Source organism: Nonomuraea composti (genome assembly GCF_012034275.1).
Classification (GTDB): Bacteria; Actinomycetota; Actinomycetes; order Streptosporangiales; family Streptosporangiaceae; genus Nonomuraea; species Nonomuraea composti.
Genome location: NZ_JAATEP010000002.1, coordinates 517,483 through 530,151, shown reverse-complemented (window position 1 = coordinate 530,151; position 12,669 = coordinate 517,483). Strand labels below are relative to the sequence as shown.

Annotated in this window: 11 protein-coding genes; 6 read left to right on the top strand and 5 right to left on the bottom strand. The window is 73.8% G+C overall.

Annotated elements, in window-relative coordinates; all coding sequences use genetic code 11:
* Positions 1 to 52 precede the first annotated feature (52 nt).
* The 5 genes from HCN51_RS05255 to HCN51_RS05235 all read left to right on the top strand — a co-directional run bounded on the left by HCN51_RS05255 (position 53) and on the right by HCN51_RS05235 (position 6,455).
* Positions 53 to 1,870 carry an AfsR/SARP family transcriptional regulator gene (locus tag HCN51_RS05255; protein ID WP_168007274.1) on the top strand — a complete coding sequence of 606 codons (1,818 nt, stop codon included), beginning with the start codon at positions 53 to 55 and terminating at the stop codon, positions 1,868 to 1,870.
* A gap of 308 nt (positions 1,871 to 2,178) precedes the next feature.
* Positions 2,179 to 3,570 (top strand): aminotransferase class III-fold pyridoxal phosphate-dependent enzyme, encoded by a 1,392-nt coding sequence (locus HCN51_RS05250; protein WP_206066550.1) that lies wholly within the window; start codon positions 2,179 to 2,181, stop codon positions 3,568 to 3,570.
* Positions 3,552 to 4,670 carry an NAD-dependent epimerase/dehydratase family protein gene (locus tag HCN51_RS05245; RefSeq protein ID WP_168007270.1) on the top strand — a complete coding sequence of 373 codons (1,119 nt, stop codon included), beginning with the start codon at positions 3,552 to 3,554 and terminating at the stop codon, positions 4,668 to 4,670. Before HCN51_RS05250 ends, HCN51_RS05245 begins: the two co-directional genes overlap by 19 nt.
* Before the next feature lie 16 nt (positions 4,671 to 4,686).
* On the top strand, positions 4,687 to 5,691 hold the full coding sequence (locus HCN51_RS05240; RefSeq protein WP_168007268.1) for a UbiA prenyltransferase family protein: 1,005 nt from the start codon (positions 4,687 to 4,689) through the stop codon (positions 5,689 to 5,691).
* Between the two features lie 20 nt (positions 5,692 to 5,711).
* Positions 5,712 to 6,455 (top strand): AfsR/SARP family transcriptional regulator, encoded by a 744-nt coding sequence (locus HCN51_RS05235; protein ID WP_168007266.1) that lies wholly within the window; start codon positions 5,712 to 5,714, stop codon positions 6,453 to 6,455.
* A gap of 8 nt (positions 6,456 to 6,463) precedes the next feature.
* On the opposite strand, the gene HCN51_RS62125 is transcribed toward HCN51_RS05235, so the two are convergent.
* From HCN51_RS62125 to HCN51_RS05210, 5 genes are read right to left on the bottom strand one after another with little or no spacing between them, the layout of a single operon-like run.
* The gene (locus HCN51_RS62125) at positions 6,464 to 7,582 is read right to left on the bottom strand and encodes an endonuclease/exonuclease/phosphatase family protein (protein WP_168007264.1); all 1,119 of its coding nucleotides are present in this window, start codon (positions 7,580 to 7,582) and stop codon (positions 6,464 to 6,466) included.
* Positions 7,579 to 8,607 carry a glycosyltransferase gene (locus HCN51_RS05225; protein WP_168007262.1) on the bottom strand — a complete coding sequence of 343 codons (1,029 nt, stop codon included), beginning with the start codon at positions 8,605 to 8,607 and terminating at the stop codon, positions 7,579 to 7,581. Before HCN51_RS05225 ends, HCN51_RS62125 begins: the two co-directional genes overlap by 4 nt.
* 3 nt (positions 8,608 to 8,610) lie before the next feature.
* Positions 8,611 to 9,618: a glycosyltransferase gene (locus HCN51_RS05220; protein WP_168007260.1), complete on the bottom strand. Its 1,008-nt coding sequence runs from the start codon at positions 9,616 to 9,618 to the stop codon at positions 8,611 to 8,613.
* Positions 9,615 to 10,316 carry a sulfotransferase family protein gene (locus HCN51_RS05215; protein WP_168007258.1) on the bottom strand — a complete coding sequence of 234 codons (702 nt, stop codon included), beginning with the start codon at positions 10,314 to 10,316 and terminating at the stop codon, positions 9,615 to 9,617. The genes HCN51_RS05220 and HCN51_RS05215 overlap by 4 nt, the downstream gene beginning before the upstream one ends.
* 5 nt (positions 10,317 to 10,321) lie before the next feature.
* Positions 10,322 to 11,326: a glycosyltransferase family 2 protein gene (locus tag HCN51_RS05210; protein WP_168007256.1), complete on the bottom strand. Its 1,005-nt coding sequence runs from the start codon at positions 11,324 to 11,326 to the stop codon at positions 10,322 to 10,324.
* Positions 11,327 to 11,482: 156 nt separating this feature from the next.
* Here HCN51_RS05210 and HCN51_RS05205 point away from each other — a divergent pair, with 156 nt between their 5' ends.
* Complete coding sequence (locus tag HCN51_RS05205; RefSeq protein WP_168007254.1) at positions 11,483 to 12,664, top strand: endonuclease/exonuclease/phosphatase family protein; 1,182 nt, start codon at positions 11,483 to 11,485, stop codon at positions 12,662 to 12,664.
* Positions 12,665 to 12,669 lie beyond the last annotated feature (5 nt).

Here is a 12,669-nt window from a genome sequence, read left to right as displayed (position 1 = left end):
TCGTATGGATTTCAAGATCCTCGGTCCGATCGAGGTTCGTACCTCTCATGGAATGCCGATCGCCCTAGGCCGCCGAAAACAGCGCGTGCTGCTGGCCGCCCTGCTGCTCAACACGGGCAAGGCGATCCCCAGCAGGCGCATGCTCGACTGGCTGTGGGGCGAGCGCGCCCCCGCCACCGCGGAGTCGAACCTCTACACCTACATCTCCGCCCTGCGCAAGGTGCTCGGCTCCCCCTCCCGCATCGAGGCGGGCTCCCACGGCTACGTGCTGCGCGTGACGCCGGGCGAGGTCGATGTCACGTTGTTCGAGGAGCTGGCCGCGCAGGGGCAGCGGGCGCTGTCGGCGGGGCGGCACGACGTCGCGCTCGAACGGCTGTCGCGGGCCCTCGGCCTGTGGCGCGGCGAGTCCGTGCTGGAGGACCTGCCGCTGCCCGCGCCGCTGCGCTGCGAGGCGGCGCGGCTGGAGCGGCTGCGGGCGACCGTCGTGGACGCGTCCCTGGAGGCCAGGCTGGCGCTGGGCCGGCACGGCGAGATGCTCGCCGACCTGGAGACCCTCACCCGCAGGGATCCGCTGAACGAGCGGCTGCGGGCCCAGCACATGCTGGCGCTCTACCGCTGCGGCCGCCGGGCCGACGCGCTGGCGGTCTTCCACCGGGCGCGCAGCACGCTGGCCGCCGAGGTCGGCCTCGACCCCGGGCCCGACCTGGCGCGCATGCACGAGCGCATCCTGGCCGACGACCCCCGGCTGACGCCGCCGGCGGCGGTCGCCGCGCGCCGGGCTCCGGCGGAGCTGCCCCTGGCCCCGGCCGCCTTCACCGGCCGCGCCACCGAGGTGGCCCGGCTGCGCACGATGCTGACGTCGCTCTCCGGCGCGAGCCCCATCTCGGCGATCACGGGCACGGCGGGGGCCGGCAAGTCGGCGCTGGCCGTGCACGTCGCGCACCAGGTCGCGGGCCGCTTCCCCGACGGGCGGCTGTACGTGGACCTGCACGGCTCCACGCCCGGCGGCGCGCCGCTGCACCCGGCCGACGTCCTGGCCCGCCTGTTACGCTCGCTCGGCGACGACACGGCCTTGCGGTCGGCCGGGCCAGACCGCCGGCCCGACCTCGACGAGGCGGCGGCCCGCTTCCGCTCGCTGACCGACGGCAGGCACCTGCTGCTCCTGCTCGACAACGCCCGCGACGCCGCGCAGGTGCGCCCGCTGCTGCCGGCCAGCCCCACCTGCCGCGTGCTGGTCACCGCGCGCCGGACGCTCACCTCGCTGGACGCCGCCTCGCACTTCCGACTCGGCTTCATGGCGGAGGAGGAGACGTTCACGCTGCTCACCCGCCTGATCGGGGAGGAGCGCGCGGCGGCCGAGCCGCGGCCGGCGCGCACGATCGCGCGGCTGTGCGCCGGGCTGCCGCTGGCGGTCAGGATCGCCGCCGCCCGGCTGATCGCCCGGCCGGGGCTGTCGCTGGGCGCGCTGGCCGCCCGGCTGGCGGCCGAGGAGCGCCGCCTGTCGGAGCTGCAGACCGACGACCAGGCCGTGCGGGCGTCCTTCATGCTCAGCTACCGCGGCCTCGACCCCGAGTCCCGCCGCATGTTCCGGCTCCTGGGCCTGCTCGACGGCGCCACTGTGAGTGTCGGGGCCGCCGCCGACCTGGCCGACCGCTCCGAGCCGCACGCCGCCGACCTGCTCGACCGCCTCACCGACGCCCAGCTCCTGGAGACCTGCGGCCACGACCGGTACCGCGTGCACGACCTGCTCCGCCTGTTCGCCCGCGAGCGGGCCGGGGAGGAGGACAGCGAGGAGGAGCGGGCGCAGGCCGCCCGGCGGGCGCGGCACGGCCCGCGCACCCGGCCCGCCTGCACCACCGCGATAGGCTGAACGGCCTGCGGACACCGCCCGCCCGCACGATCGCGATAGGCTGAGCCGAGCGCGGCCCGCCGCCCGGGAAATCATCCGCATTTGGCCCGCCCGCCGGCCGATAAATACGCTCGTGATCCGCCGGTGGCCGTTCTTTCTTCCCCTGCCGCGCCGCCGCGCGGCCCTTGACCTACACACCTTTGTATGGCCCGAGGCATAGCCGGATTCGACATTGTTGACGCCATGTCGCACCTTTTCAAAATGCGCCCGAGCGGGGAAGGGCGAACGTGTCAGAGCTGATCGGCGTGGACGAGTGTGAAAGTTTCACCGTGAAACAGGTCCAGGATCTGTACAGAAGGTACGTCAGCCGCAGCCAGGTCAACCTCATGACCTCCTTCGGCTTCGGCCGGGAGCTGGCCGAGAGCGCCGAGGGTGCCCGCATCCGCACCCGCGACGGCCGGGAGGTCCTTGACGTCACCGGCGGCGTCGGCGTGCTCAACCACGGCCACAACCACCCCCGCATCCTCGCCGCGCGGCGCCGCTTCGCCGAGCGCCGGCGCATGGAGGTGCACAAGGCGTTCTTCTCCCCGTACGTGGCCGCGCTCAGCCACAACATCGCCGAGCTGCTGCCGGGCGACCTGAACATCTCCTACTTCCCGAACTCCGGCGCCGAGGCCAACGAGGGCGCCGTCAAGATGGCGTACAAGTACCACGAGGGGCGCCGCAACACGATCGTGCGCTCCGACATCAGCTTCCACGGCAAGACGCTCGGCGCCGGCAGCCTGACCGGGTCGTCGGAGAACTCCTTCCGCTTCCCCGGCCTGCCCGGCATCGTCGTCCACCCGTACGGGGACGTCGCCGCCGTGCGCGCGGCGGTGGAGGCGGCCCGCACCCCGGACGGCGGGTGCGACGTCTACGCGATCATGGTGGAGCCGTTCAGCGCGTCGAGCATGCGCTGCTGGTCCGAGAGCGACCTGTACGAGCTGCGCCGCCTCTGCGACGACGACGACATCATGCTGATCTTCGACGAGGTCTACACCGGCTGGGGCAAGACCGGCAGCCTGTTCTACTTCATGCGCCACCCCGGTCTGCTGCCCGACATCCTCGTCTACTCCAAGTCGCTGGGCGGCGGCAAGGCGTCGATCGCCGGGTACACCGCCCGCGAGCGCGTCTTCCGCAAGGCCTACGACCGGCTCTCCGACGTCATCCTGCACAGCACCACCTACTACGGGTTCGGCGAGGAGACCGCCACCGCCATCGAGGCCGTCAACATCGTCGTCGAGGACGACTACCCGGCCAGGGCGCGGCGGATCGAGGGCGTTCTCGGCCCCGGCCTGGAGGCCCTGCACAAGCGCCACCCCGACGTGATCGGGCGGGTGAGCGGGGTGGGCGCGCTGTGGGGCGTGTTCCTCACCGGCGGGCCCAAGGTGCTCGACCTGGCGGCGCGGCTCGCGCCCGGCTTCTCCGGCGACCCGCAGTTCCGTACGAAGCTGATCACGCTGTCGGTCATCGCCGACCTCTACCGCGAGCACGGCATCGTCTCCTACTACAGCCCGAACGCCGACAACCCGCTCGTCGTCGCCCCCACCCTGGCCATCGAGCAGGAGGACGTCGAGTACTTCCTGGACAGCCTCGACCGGACCCTGTCCAAGGGCCTGCCGCGGCTGCTCGCCCGGTTCGTACGGGAGAAGGTGGGGTCGCGATGGCCCGGCGGGTCGTAGTCACCGGCAGCGCCGGGATGCTCGGCGGCGCCCTGGCCCGCAGGCTCGTCCTCGACGGCCACGACGTGGTCGGCGTGGACCTGCGCCCCCAGGACGACCCGCTGCTCGCGGCCCGGCACCGGGTCGCCGACGTGCGCGACCTGCCGCTGATGAGCGAGGTCATGGCGGGCGCGGACGCGGCCGTGCACTGCGCCGGCGCGCTGCCGAGCTACCCGGCCGACCAGATCCACGACCTGATCGTCGGCGGCACCGGCACCGTCCTGGAGGCCGGGCGCCGCGCGGGCCTGGAGCGGCTGGTGCACATCTCCTCCACCGCCGTGTACGGGCTGCCGAAGCTCGTGCCGACCCCGGAGGAGCATCCGCGCGCCCCGGTCGACCCGTACACCAGGGCGAAGGCGGCGGCCGAGGAGCTGGCGGAGCGGTACCGGGCCGGCGGCATGTGCGTGCCCGTGCTGCGACCCAAGACCTTCCTCGGGCCCGGCCGGATGGGCCTGTTCGCGATGTTGTTCGAGTGGGCCGAGGAGGGCCGCAACTTCCCGGTGCTCGGGCGCGGTGACAAGCGCATCCAGATGTTCGCGATCGAGGATCTCGTGGACGCGGTGGCGCTCGTGCTCGACGCGCCGGCCGAGGTCGCCGGCGACACCTACAACCTGGCCGCCGCCGAGTTCGGCACGCTGCGCGAGGACTTCCAGGCGGTGCTCGACGCGGCCGGCCACGGCAAGCGGGTCGTCTCGCTGCCCGCCGGGCCGGCCGTGGCGGGGCTGCGGCTGCTGGAGCGCACCCGGCTGTCGCCGGTGTACGGGCGGCTGGCGCTCAAGCTGCTCGCCGACTCCTACGTCAGCATCGACAAGGCCCGTGACCGGCTCGGCTTCCGCCCGCGGCTGTCCAACAGGGACGCGATCCTGCGCACGTACGCGTGGTGGCGGGAGCAGCGCCGGGCCGGCGGCACGACCGGCACTGTGACCGGCACTGTGACCGGCACCGCGCCCGGCACTGTGACCGGCACCGCGCCCGGCTCTGCGACCGGTGCGCGGGCGGGGTCCACCAGCCGCGACGCGTGGCGGCAGGGCGCGCTGTCGCTGGCGAAGATCTTCTTCTGAGCTATCGGGGTAAAGCATGCGCCTGGTCGAATCGGCAGACGTTCCAGACCTCCCGCAGCGTCAGGACGCCACTCAGGACGCGGACGCGTCAGAGAGCCCGCGGCGTCAGGACGCCGCGCAGGACGGGGGCGCGCGGGCCCGCGGGCGGCGGCCGGTCGCGGAGCTGGCCGCCCTGATCCGCCCGTCCCACGCGGTCAAGGCGATCCTCCTCGTGCCCGTGGCGCTGATCGGCGCCGCCTCCCCCACCCTGGCGGAGGTGGCCGGGGTCGGCTGGGCGGTGGTGGCGTTCGTGCTCGCCTCCGCCGCCGTCTACATCGGCAACGACATCGCCGACCGGCACCGCGACCGCCTCCACCCCGTCAAGCGCGAGCGGCCCATCGCGGCCGGCCGGGTCGGGGTGCCGGCCGCGGCGGTCTGCTGCGCCGTCCTGGTGGTCCTGCTGGGCGCGGTCGTCGCCCGGTCGCCGCTGTCGTTCTGGCCGGTGCTGGTGTACCTGGCGCTGAACGTCGCCTACACCCGCGCGCTCAAGCACGTCCCGTTGATCGACGTGGGCACGGTCGCGGCCGGGTTCGTGCTGCGCGTGCTGCAGGGCTACGAGATGACCGGCGACCGGGCGCCGGCGTGGCTGCTGATCACGGTGTTCTCGATGTCGTTGCTGCTGCTCATCGGCAAGCGCCGCCAGGAGCTGCTGGAGGCGGGGGCCGTTCACCGGCCCGCGCTGCGCGGCTACTCGATGGAGCTGACGAACTGGCTGCTGCAGATCGCCTCCGTGCTCGCCCTCGTCTCGGGCCTGATGTACCTGCGGGACGAGGGGCCGTTCGGCCCGCAGCACGGGCAGACGGCCATGATGCTGTCCACCCCGTTCGCGCTCTTCGCCCTGTTCCGGTACCTGCAGCTCCAGCTCGTCGAGAAGGAGGGCGGCGATCCGGTGCGCGTGCTGCTGCGCGACCGCGTCATGGTCGCGAACTCGATGGTGTGGGCCGCCGCCCTGGGCGTGACGCTCGTGCTCGTCCACCTGTGAACCCGATGGAAAGGAAGGCGATGGACGTCCGCATACTGGGACCGGTCGAGGTGAGCGCCGGTGGCCGCCGCGTCCCGCTGGGGCCGCCGCAGCGGCGCGCGGTGCTGGCCGCCCTGGCGGTCGACGCCGACCGGCCCGTGTCGCTGGGCACGCTGATCGAGCGGGTGTGGGACGATCCGCCGGAGCGGGCGACCGACTCGCTGTACGCCCACATCGCCCGCCTGCGTCAGGCGCTGGCCGCGACCGGGGCCCGCATCGAGCGCCGCGACGGCGGCTACGCGCTGGAGGTGGAGCCCGACCGGGTGGACGCCTACCGGTTCCGGCGGCTGGCCAAGCAGGCGCAGCTGCCGGCCTGCGACGACTTCGGCCGGGTTCGGCTGCTGGCCGAGGCGATGGAGCTGTGGCGCGGCGCCCCGCTGACCGGCATCCCGGGCGAGTGGGCGGCCCGCATGCGGTACGGCATCGAGCAGCAGTTCGTCGGCGCCGTCGTCACATGGGCGGAGACGCACCTGCGGCTGGGCCGGCCGGACGTGGTGGTGACCGAGCTGACCCCGCTGGTGCCGCGCCACCCGCTCGCGGAGCCGCTGGCGAGCATGCTGATGCGCGGCCTGTGCGCGCTGGGCCGCGGCGCGGAGGCGGTGGCGCTGTACGCCCGCCTGCGCGGCTACCTCGCCGACCACCTGGGCATCGAGCCGGGGCCCGAGCTGCGCGCCCTGCACCTCAGCATCCTGCGGACCGGCCCGCGCCCACCCGTCCTGGTGTAGACGCCGGGTCAGCGGCCGAGCGAGACGACGAGCCGCTGCCCGCTGTGGTCGGACAGGCCGCCGGAGCGGACGAGCCGGTACTCGTGGACGGCGAGCTCCGGCGACGTGTACGCCCAGTCGATCCGCCACAGCGGCAGCCGCTCGTCCCACGTGGCCGGGTACAGCGAGCCCAGGGCGGGGGTGGCGTCGGCCATCCGCTCCGGCACCAGGCGCAGCAGGCCCATCGCGGGCGAGGTGTTGAAGTCGCCCGCCAGCAGGGCGGGCAGCGGGTTCGACCGGATGTCGGCCGCGAGCGCGCGCAGGTTGGCCGCGCGGGCCTCGTGCTGGGCGCGGCTGAGCGAGCCGGAGGCGACCGGCGAGTCTATGTGGGCGTTGTAGAAGGAGACGACGCGGTCTCCGGCGCGCACGTCGGTGCGCAACGTCTTGACCCGGTGGAACTCGGGCCAGGAGGACCCGGCCGGCGCCGGAGCGCCCTCGATGCCGCGCTGGAGGACGATGGGGAAGCGCGACAGCGTCACCATCTCGCTCGCGACGGCGAGATGGTAGCCGGGGAACTCCTGCCGCAGCCGGTCGAGGTCGTTGACGCGGATGGGCCGGGAGTCGGGGCCGAAGTAGACGTACTCCTGCAACAGCAGCACGTCGGCGTCCTGGGCGCGCAGGTGGCGGTAGAAGGCGGCCAGGTCGGGCGGCGGCGTGCCGGTGGGCGGCGGCATCGCCCGGCCCGCCGGCTGGTCCCAGTACCAGGTGTTCCACGAGAACACCTTGATCGCGCCCGCCGGCGCGGGAGCGGGGCGGTGCCACAGCGCGGCGAGGTTGATGCCGCTCAGGCCGCCGCCCAGCGCCAGGGACGCCAGCGCGGCCACGGCCGCCGCCCGGCGCGCCCGCCGCGCCATCAGGACGGCGGCGAGCAGCACCACGGGCACGGCCGCGAACGCCAGCGGCGGCACCAGCTCGGGAAGCTGCCACCACCAGGCCCGGCCGGACAGGACGCGGTGCGCCACCACGAACGCCGGCCAGGCGAGCGCCGCGCACAGCACCAGCGGGATCCTGCGCCGGCGGGCCCGCGCGGCAGGGGCGCCGGCCGTGCGGGGATCCGGGCCCAGGATCGCCCGCAGGTACGCCGTCACGTGGCCGCCTGCCCGGAGACCTCCATCGTCACATCGCGATCGTAGAGCCGCCGGAACCGCGCCGAGCACAGCCACCGCACCACCCCGGCCGCCACGCCCGCCGCGATCGTCACGTTCACCAGGAAGTGCACGGCACCGAAGTAGAGCAGGAACAGCGGGCCGCGCCGGCGCCGTACGAAGCGGTACATGCCGAGGTCGGCCAGCAGGGACGCGGCCAGCGCGAGGGCCGGCAGCGCCGCCGCGGCCGGGCCGAGCGGGATCACCAGGGGCGACAGGGCGAGCGCGGCCAGCGCGGCGAGGCTGCCACCGGCCCGGCTGGAGGTCTCGAAGCCGCGGGCGAAGCGGCGCCGCCGGGCGTACAGCGGCACCCGGGCGCGGCCCCGCCGGTAGAGCTTGCGCAGCAGCTTGACCAGCCGGTCGTCGTGGTCGTGCCGGGAGCGCACGGCGGTGGTGAGCAGCATCTCGTAGCGCTGGGTGAGGCGGTGGCCGTAGTCGACCTCCTCGGTCTCGCGCAGGCGCGGGTTGAACGGCCCGATCTCGTCGAACACGCGGCGCGGCATCGCCATCAGCGCCGAGAACAGGAACGAGACGGGCCCCTCGGAGCTGACCGTCCAGTAGTGGTACTGCAGCGCCCGGTACTCCTCGACGAGGCTGTCGCGGATCAGCGGCTCGGGGTCGTGGATGCTGGAGACCACGCCGAGCTTCGGGTCGGCGGCGAGCAGGCCCACCGACACCTCGACGGCGTCGGGGTAGGCGGCCACGTCGGAGTCCACGAACACCAGGATCTCACCGCGCGCGTGCGCGGCGCCCAGGTTCCGCGCGGCGGCCGTGCCCTGGTTGTGCTCGGTGCGGATGACCCGCACGCCGAGCCGTCGCGCGACCTCGGCGGAGTCGTCGGTGCTGCCGTCGTCCACGACGATCACCTCGATCGGCCGGTACGTCTGCGCGAGCAGGGCGCGCAGGCACAGCTCCAGCGAGGCGGCGTAGTTGTAGTTGGGCACGATCACGGACACGAGGACGCTCACGGCTCACACCTCCGCCGGCAGGTCGTACGTGCGGCGGAACCGGCTGGAGACCAGGCACTGGGCGGCGCCGGCGAACACCGCGACCGCGACGGTGACGTTCACCAGGAAGTGCACGGTGGTGAAGTAGAGGGTGAAGCGCAGGCCCGCGTACCGGCGCACGAACCGGTACATGCCCAGGTCGGACGCGATGGAGGCGGCCAGCAGCGCGAGCGGCGCGACCGCCCAGGCCGGGCCGAGCAGCGCCGGCAGCGGCGCGGCGAGCACCGCGAACAGGGCGGCCAGCGAGCCCCAGCCGCGGCTGCTGTTGGCCGGGCCGCCGTTGAAGTCGGGGCGGCGCAGGTAGAGCGGGATGTGCAGGCGGGCGCGGTGGAAGAACTTCGACAGCACCACCTTGAGCCGGTCGTCGTGGTCGTGCCGGCCCCTGATGCGGTTGTCCAGCACGATCCGGTAGCCCCTGGTGGTGACGCGGTGGCCGTACTCGGCGTTCTCGCTGTGGCGCAGCGCCGGGTTGAGCGGGCCGATCTCGCGGAAGACGTCGGCCCGCATGGCGAACAGCGCGGAGTAGATGGTGGTGATGTCGCCCTCGTCGCCGGAGATCCAGTAGTGCAGCTGGAGGCTGCGGTAGCGCTCCACGCGGCTGTCGGGGATCAGCGGCTCCGGGTCGTAGGTGCCGCACACGACGCCGAGCCCGGGGTCGGCGGTGAGCAGGCGCACGGCGTGCTCGACCACGTCGTCGGCCAGCGCCAGGTCCGAGTCGAGGAAGAACAGCACCTCGCCGCGGGCGTGCTCGACGCCGACGTTGCGGGCGGCGGGCGCGCCGATGTTGGTGTCGGTGACCACGACGCGCGCCCCGTGCCGGCGCGCGATCTCCACCGAGTCGTCGGTGCTGCGGTCGTCGACGACGATCACCTCGATGTCGCGGTACGTCTGCCGCTCCAGCGCCTCCAGGCACAGGCCGAGGGTGCGGGCGTAGTTGTAGTTCGGCACGATGACCGAGACCAGGGGCTTCACGAGCGTCTCTCCCGTCGGGTCCGGCGCAGGAGCAGGGGAAGGGGCCGGCCGAGGCCGCTCCTGGTGTAGTCCGAGGAGTTGTTGACCCGCGGGTAGGGCTCGTCCGGGACGGGGACCTCCAGGAACTCGCACAGCGGCCCCCACCCGTCGGCGGCGTCGAAGACGAGCAGCCGCTCGGCCGGGATGGCGTCGATCACCCGGGCCGCGTGCTCGTGGAACAGCCGCACGGCCCGCTCCGGCTCCCGGTCGGCCGCCGTGGCGAACGTGCGCGCGTCCAGGGTCGTGTCGACCATCCGGACGAACGCGGCCAGGTCGGTGCCGAGCAGCGTCGAGAGCAGGACGGCGGCCCGGCCCGGCAGCGACTCGATGCGCCGCCGCTGCGCGAACAGCGTGCGCTGCATGCTGGCCACCCAGCGGTCCGGGTCGCGCGTGGTGAGGATGACCTTGGCCTTCGGGTAGTACGCGGCCAGCTCCTGCCAGTAGGCGGAGGTGGGGCCGTCCACGCACGACTCGTAGCCGACGAGCAGCCGGTCCCAGTTCACCTGGCGGGACGTCGCGGCGGCCAGCCACGGCCTGATCTGCTGGGGGTGGGCGAAGACGTCCACCATGTGGTGGCAGGGGCCGAGGCCGAGCCGTTCCAGCGCGGTCTTGAGCGAGAGCGTCCCCGTGCGGCCGAAGCCGGTGGCGATGATCTGCATGGCCGTCACTCCTGGGCCGCGAGCCGGGCCAGCCGGTCCAGGCGGGCGAGCGCGAACCGCTGCGCGACGCCCACCGCCCCGCCGAGCGCGCCGGTGAAGGTGACGGCGAGGTGCACGCCGGAGAAGTACAGGCCGAACGCGGCGCCGCGCTGGGCGTAGGCGAAGCGGTGGGTGCCGGCGTCCAGGGCGACGGCGGCGGCGACCAGCGCGGGCGGGACGAGCGCGCCGGCGCGGCCGGCCACCTTGGGCAGGGCGAGCGCCGGGACGGCGGCGAGCAGCAGGACGCCGCCGACCGCGCGCGGCACGGAGTCGCCCGGCGTCTCCCCCTCGCGCCAGTCGAGCGCGCTGAGGCGGGCGCGGCGGAACACCTTGCGCAGGATCGTCGGCACGGTCGCGTCGTGGTCCTTGCGCCCGCGCACGGCGTCGCTCAGCTTCACCGTGTACGAGCGGGTCACGCGCACGCGGTAGTCGGAGGAGACGGTCTCGCGCAGCCGGGGGTCGAACGGGCCGACCTCGGCGAACACCTTCGCGGGGACCGCCAGCACCGACGCGTGCAGCTCCAGCGTCGGCCGGTGGGCGGGCATCCACCAGCGGTGCATCTGCAGGGCGCGGTACTGCGCGGCCCTGCTCTGGGTGAGCAGCGACTCGGGGCGCAGGATGCCGCCCAGCGCGCCGAGGCGGGGGTCGGCCCGCAGGATGCGCACCGCGTTCTCCACGGCGTCCGGGTCGAGGGCGATGTCGGCGTCGAGGAAGAACAGGATCTCGCCGGTGGCGTGCTCGGCGCCGAGGTTGCGGGCGGGGGTGGGGCCTCCGTTGACCCGGGTGCGGATCACCGTGGCGCCCCGGGAGGCGGCGACGTGCGCGGCGTCCTCGGTGCCGCAGTCGTCCACGACGATGACCTCGATGTGCGGGTACGTTTGCGCCGCCACCGCGTCCAGGCAGAGCCGTAACACCTCGGACCGGTTGTAGCTGGGGATGATGACGGAGACGAGCGGATGCTCCCGAGTCATGATGTGTCGCTCCATTGGCCGTGCCGGACCTCATGTCCGGTTCACGGTAGGTGCGGGGGCTTGTCCCGTTCTTGTCGCGCGTGGTGGCGCTGACAAGGATGCGACAAGGACGCCCGCATATGGTCGACGCCGGCCCACCTCCCGAGGACGGTGTTGATGAGCGACGGGGACGTAGTGATCGAGCAGCGGCCCGGCCCCGCACCGACCGAACGTCTCGGGCGGCTCAGGCGCCTCGTCCGCCCCCGGCGGCGCTGGTGCCTGGGCACGAAGCTGGTGGTGACGGCGTCGGTGGCGTGGCTGCTGTTCGTGCTCTGCCACCTGCTGGCCAGCGGCCGCACCTCGCTGTGGGCGCCGATCGAGCTGATCCCGCCACCGCTGTTCCTGCTCGTCCCCGCGCTGCTGCTGGTCGTGGCGCCGCTGGCCCGGCCCGTACGGTGGCGGATCATCCCGCTGCTGGTGCTCACCGCGCTGCTGGGCGCCGGCCGCAGCGGCGTCAACTACGCCACCCTCTGGTACGAGCCCCCGCCCGCCGGCCGGGACGCCATCACCGTGGCCGCCTGGAACACCCAGTTCTGGGACCAGGACCAGGGCCCCGGCTTCTACGCGTACCTGCGCGACCTGCACGCCGACGTCTACCTGCTCACCGAGTACCTCTACCGGGCCGCCGACCGCGGCGGGCGCTGGACCGCCGACCTCGCCGTGCGCATCGACAAGCTCGCCGAGCTGCGCCGCGAGCTGCCCGGCTACCACGTCGCCGTGTCCGGCGAGCAGATCACGCTCTCCCGGTTCCCCATCGTCGCGCACCGCGGCCTCGACCTGCGCCCGTGGCTGCCGCCCGACCAGCGGGAGATCCCCGGGGCGCTGCGCGGCTGGCCCGAGGGTTACACCGTCGAGACGCTGCGCACCGACATCGACGTCAACGGCACCACCGTCTCCTTCTACAACCCCCAGATCGCCCAGCCCCCGCTCGAATGGCGGCTGTACGACGCCGGGACGCGCGACGTCGCCGCCGCCAAGACCCTGCGGCGGGAGGCCAGCTACCGGGCCATCGGCGCGGACGTCGCCGCCAACCCCCACCCGGTCCTGCTCGCCGGCGACCTGAACACCTCCCCCGCCATGGGCATCCGCCGTCTGCTCCCCGAGCGGCTCGTCGACCGCACGCCCGCGCTCCCGTCCCTCTTCCCGGGGACGTACCTGGCCGGGACCGCCGAGCTGTGGCGGATCGACTGGCTCTACACCAGCCCCGACGTGACCGTGCACCGCTACGACCTGCCCGGCGCGAGAGGGATGTCCGACCACCGGGCCCAGCGCATGGTCGTGTCGGTGCCCCGCCCATGAAAGGA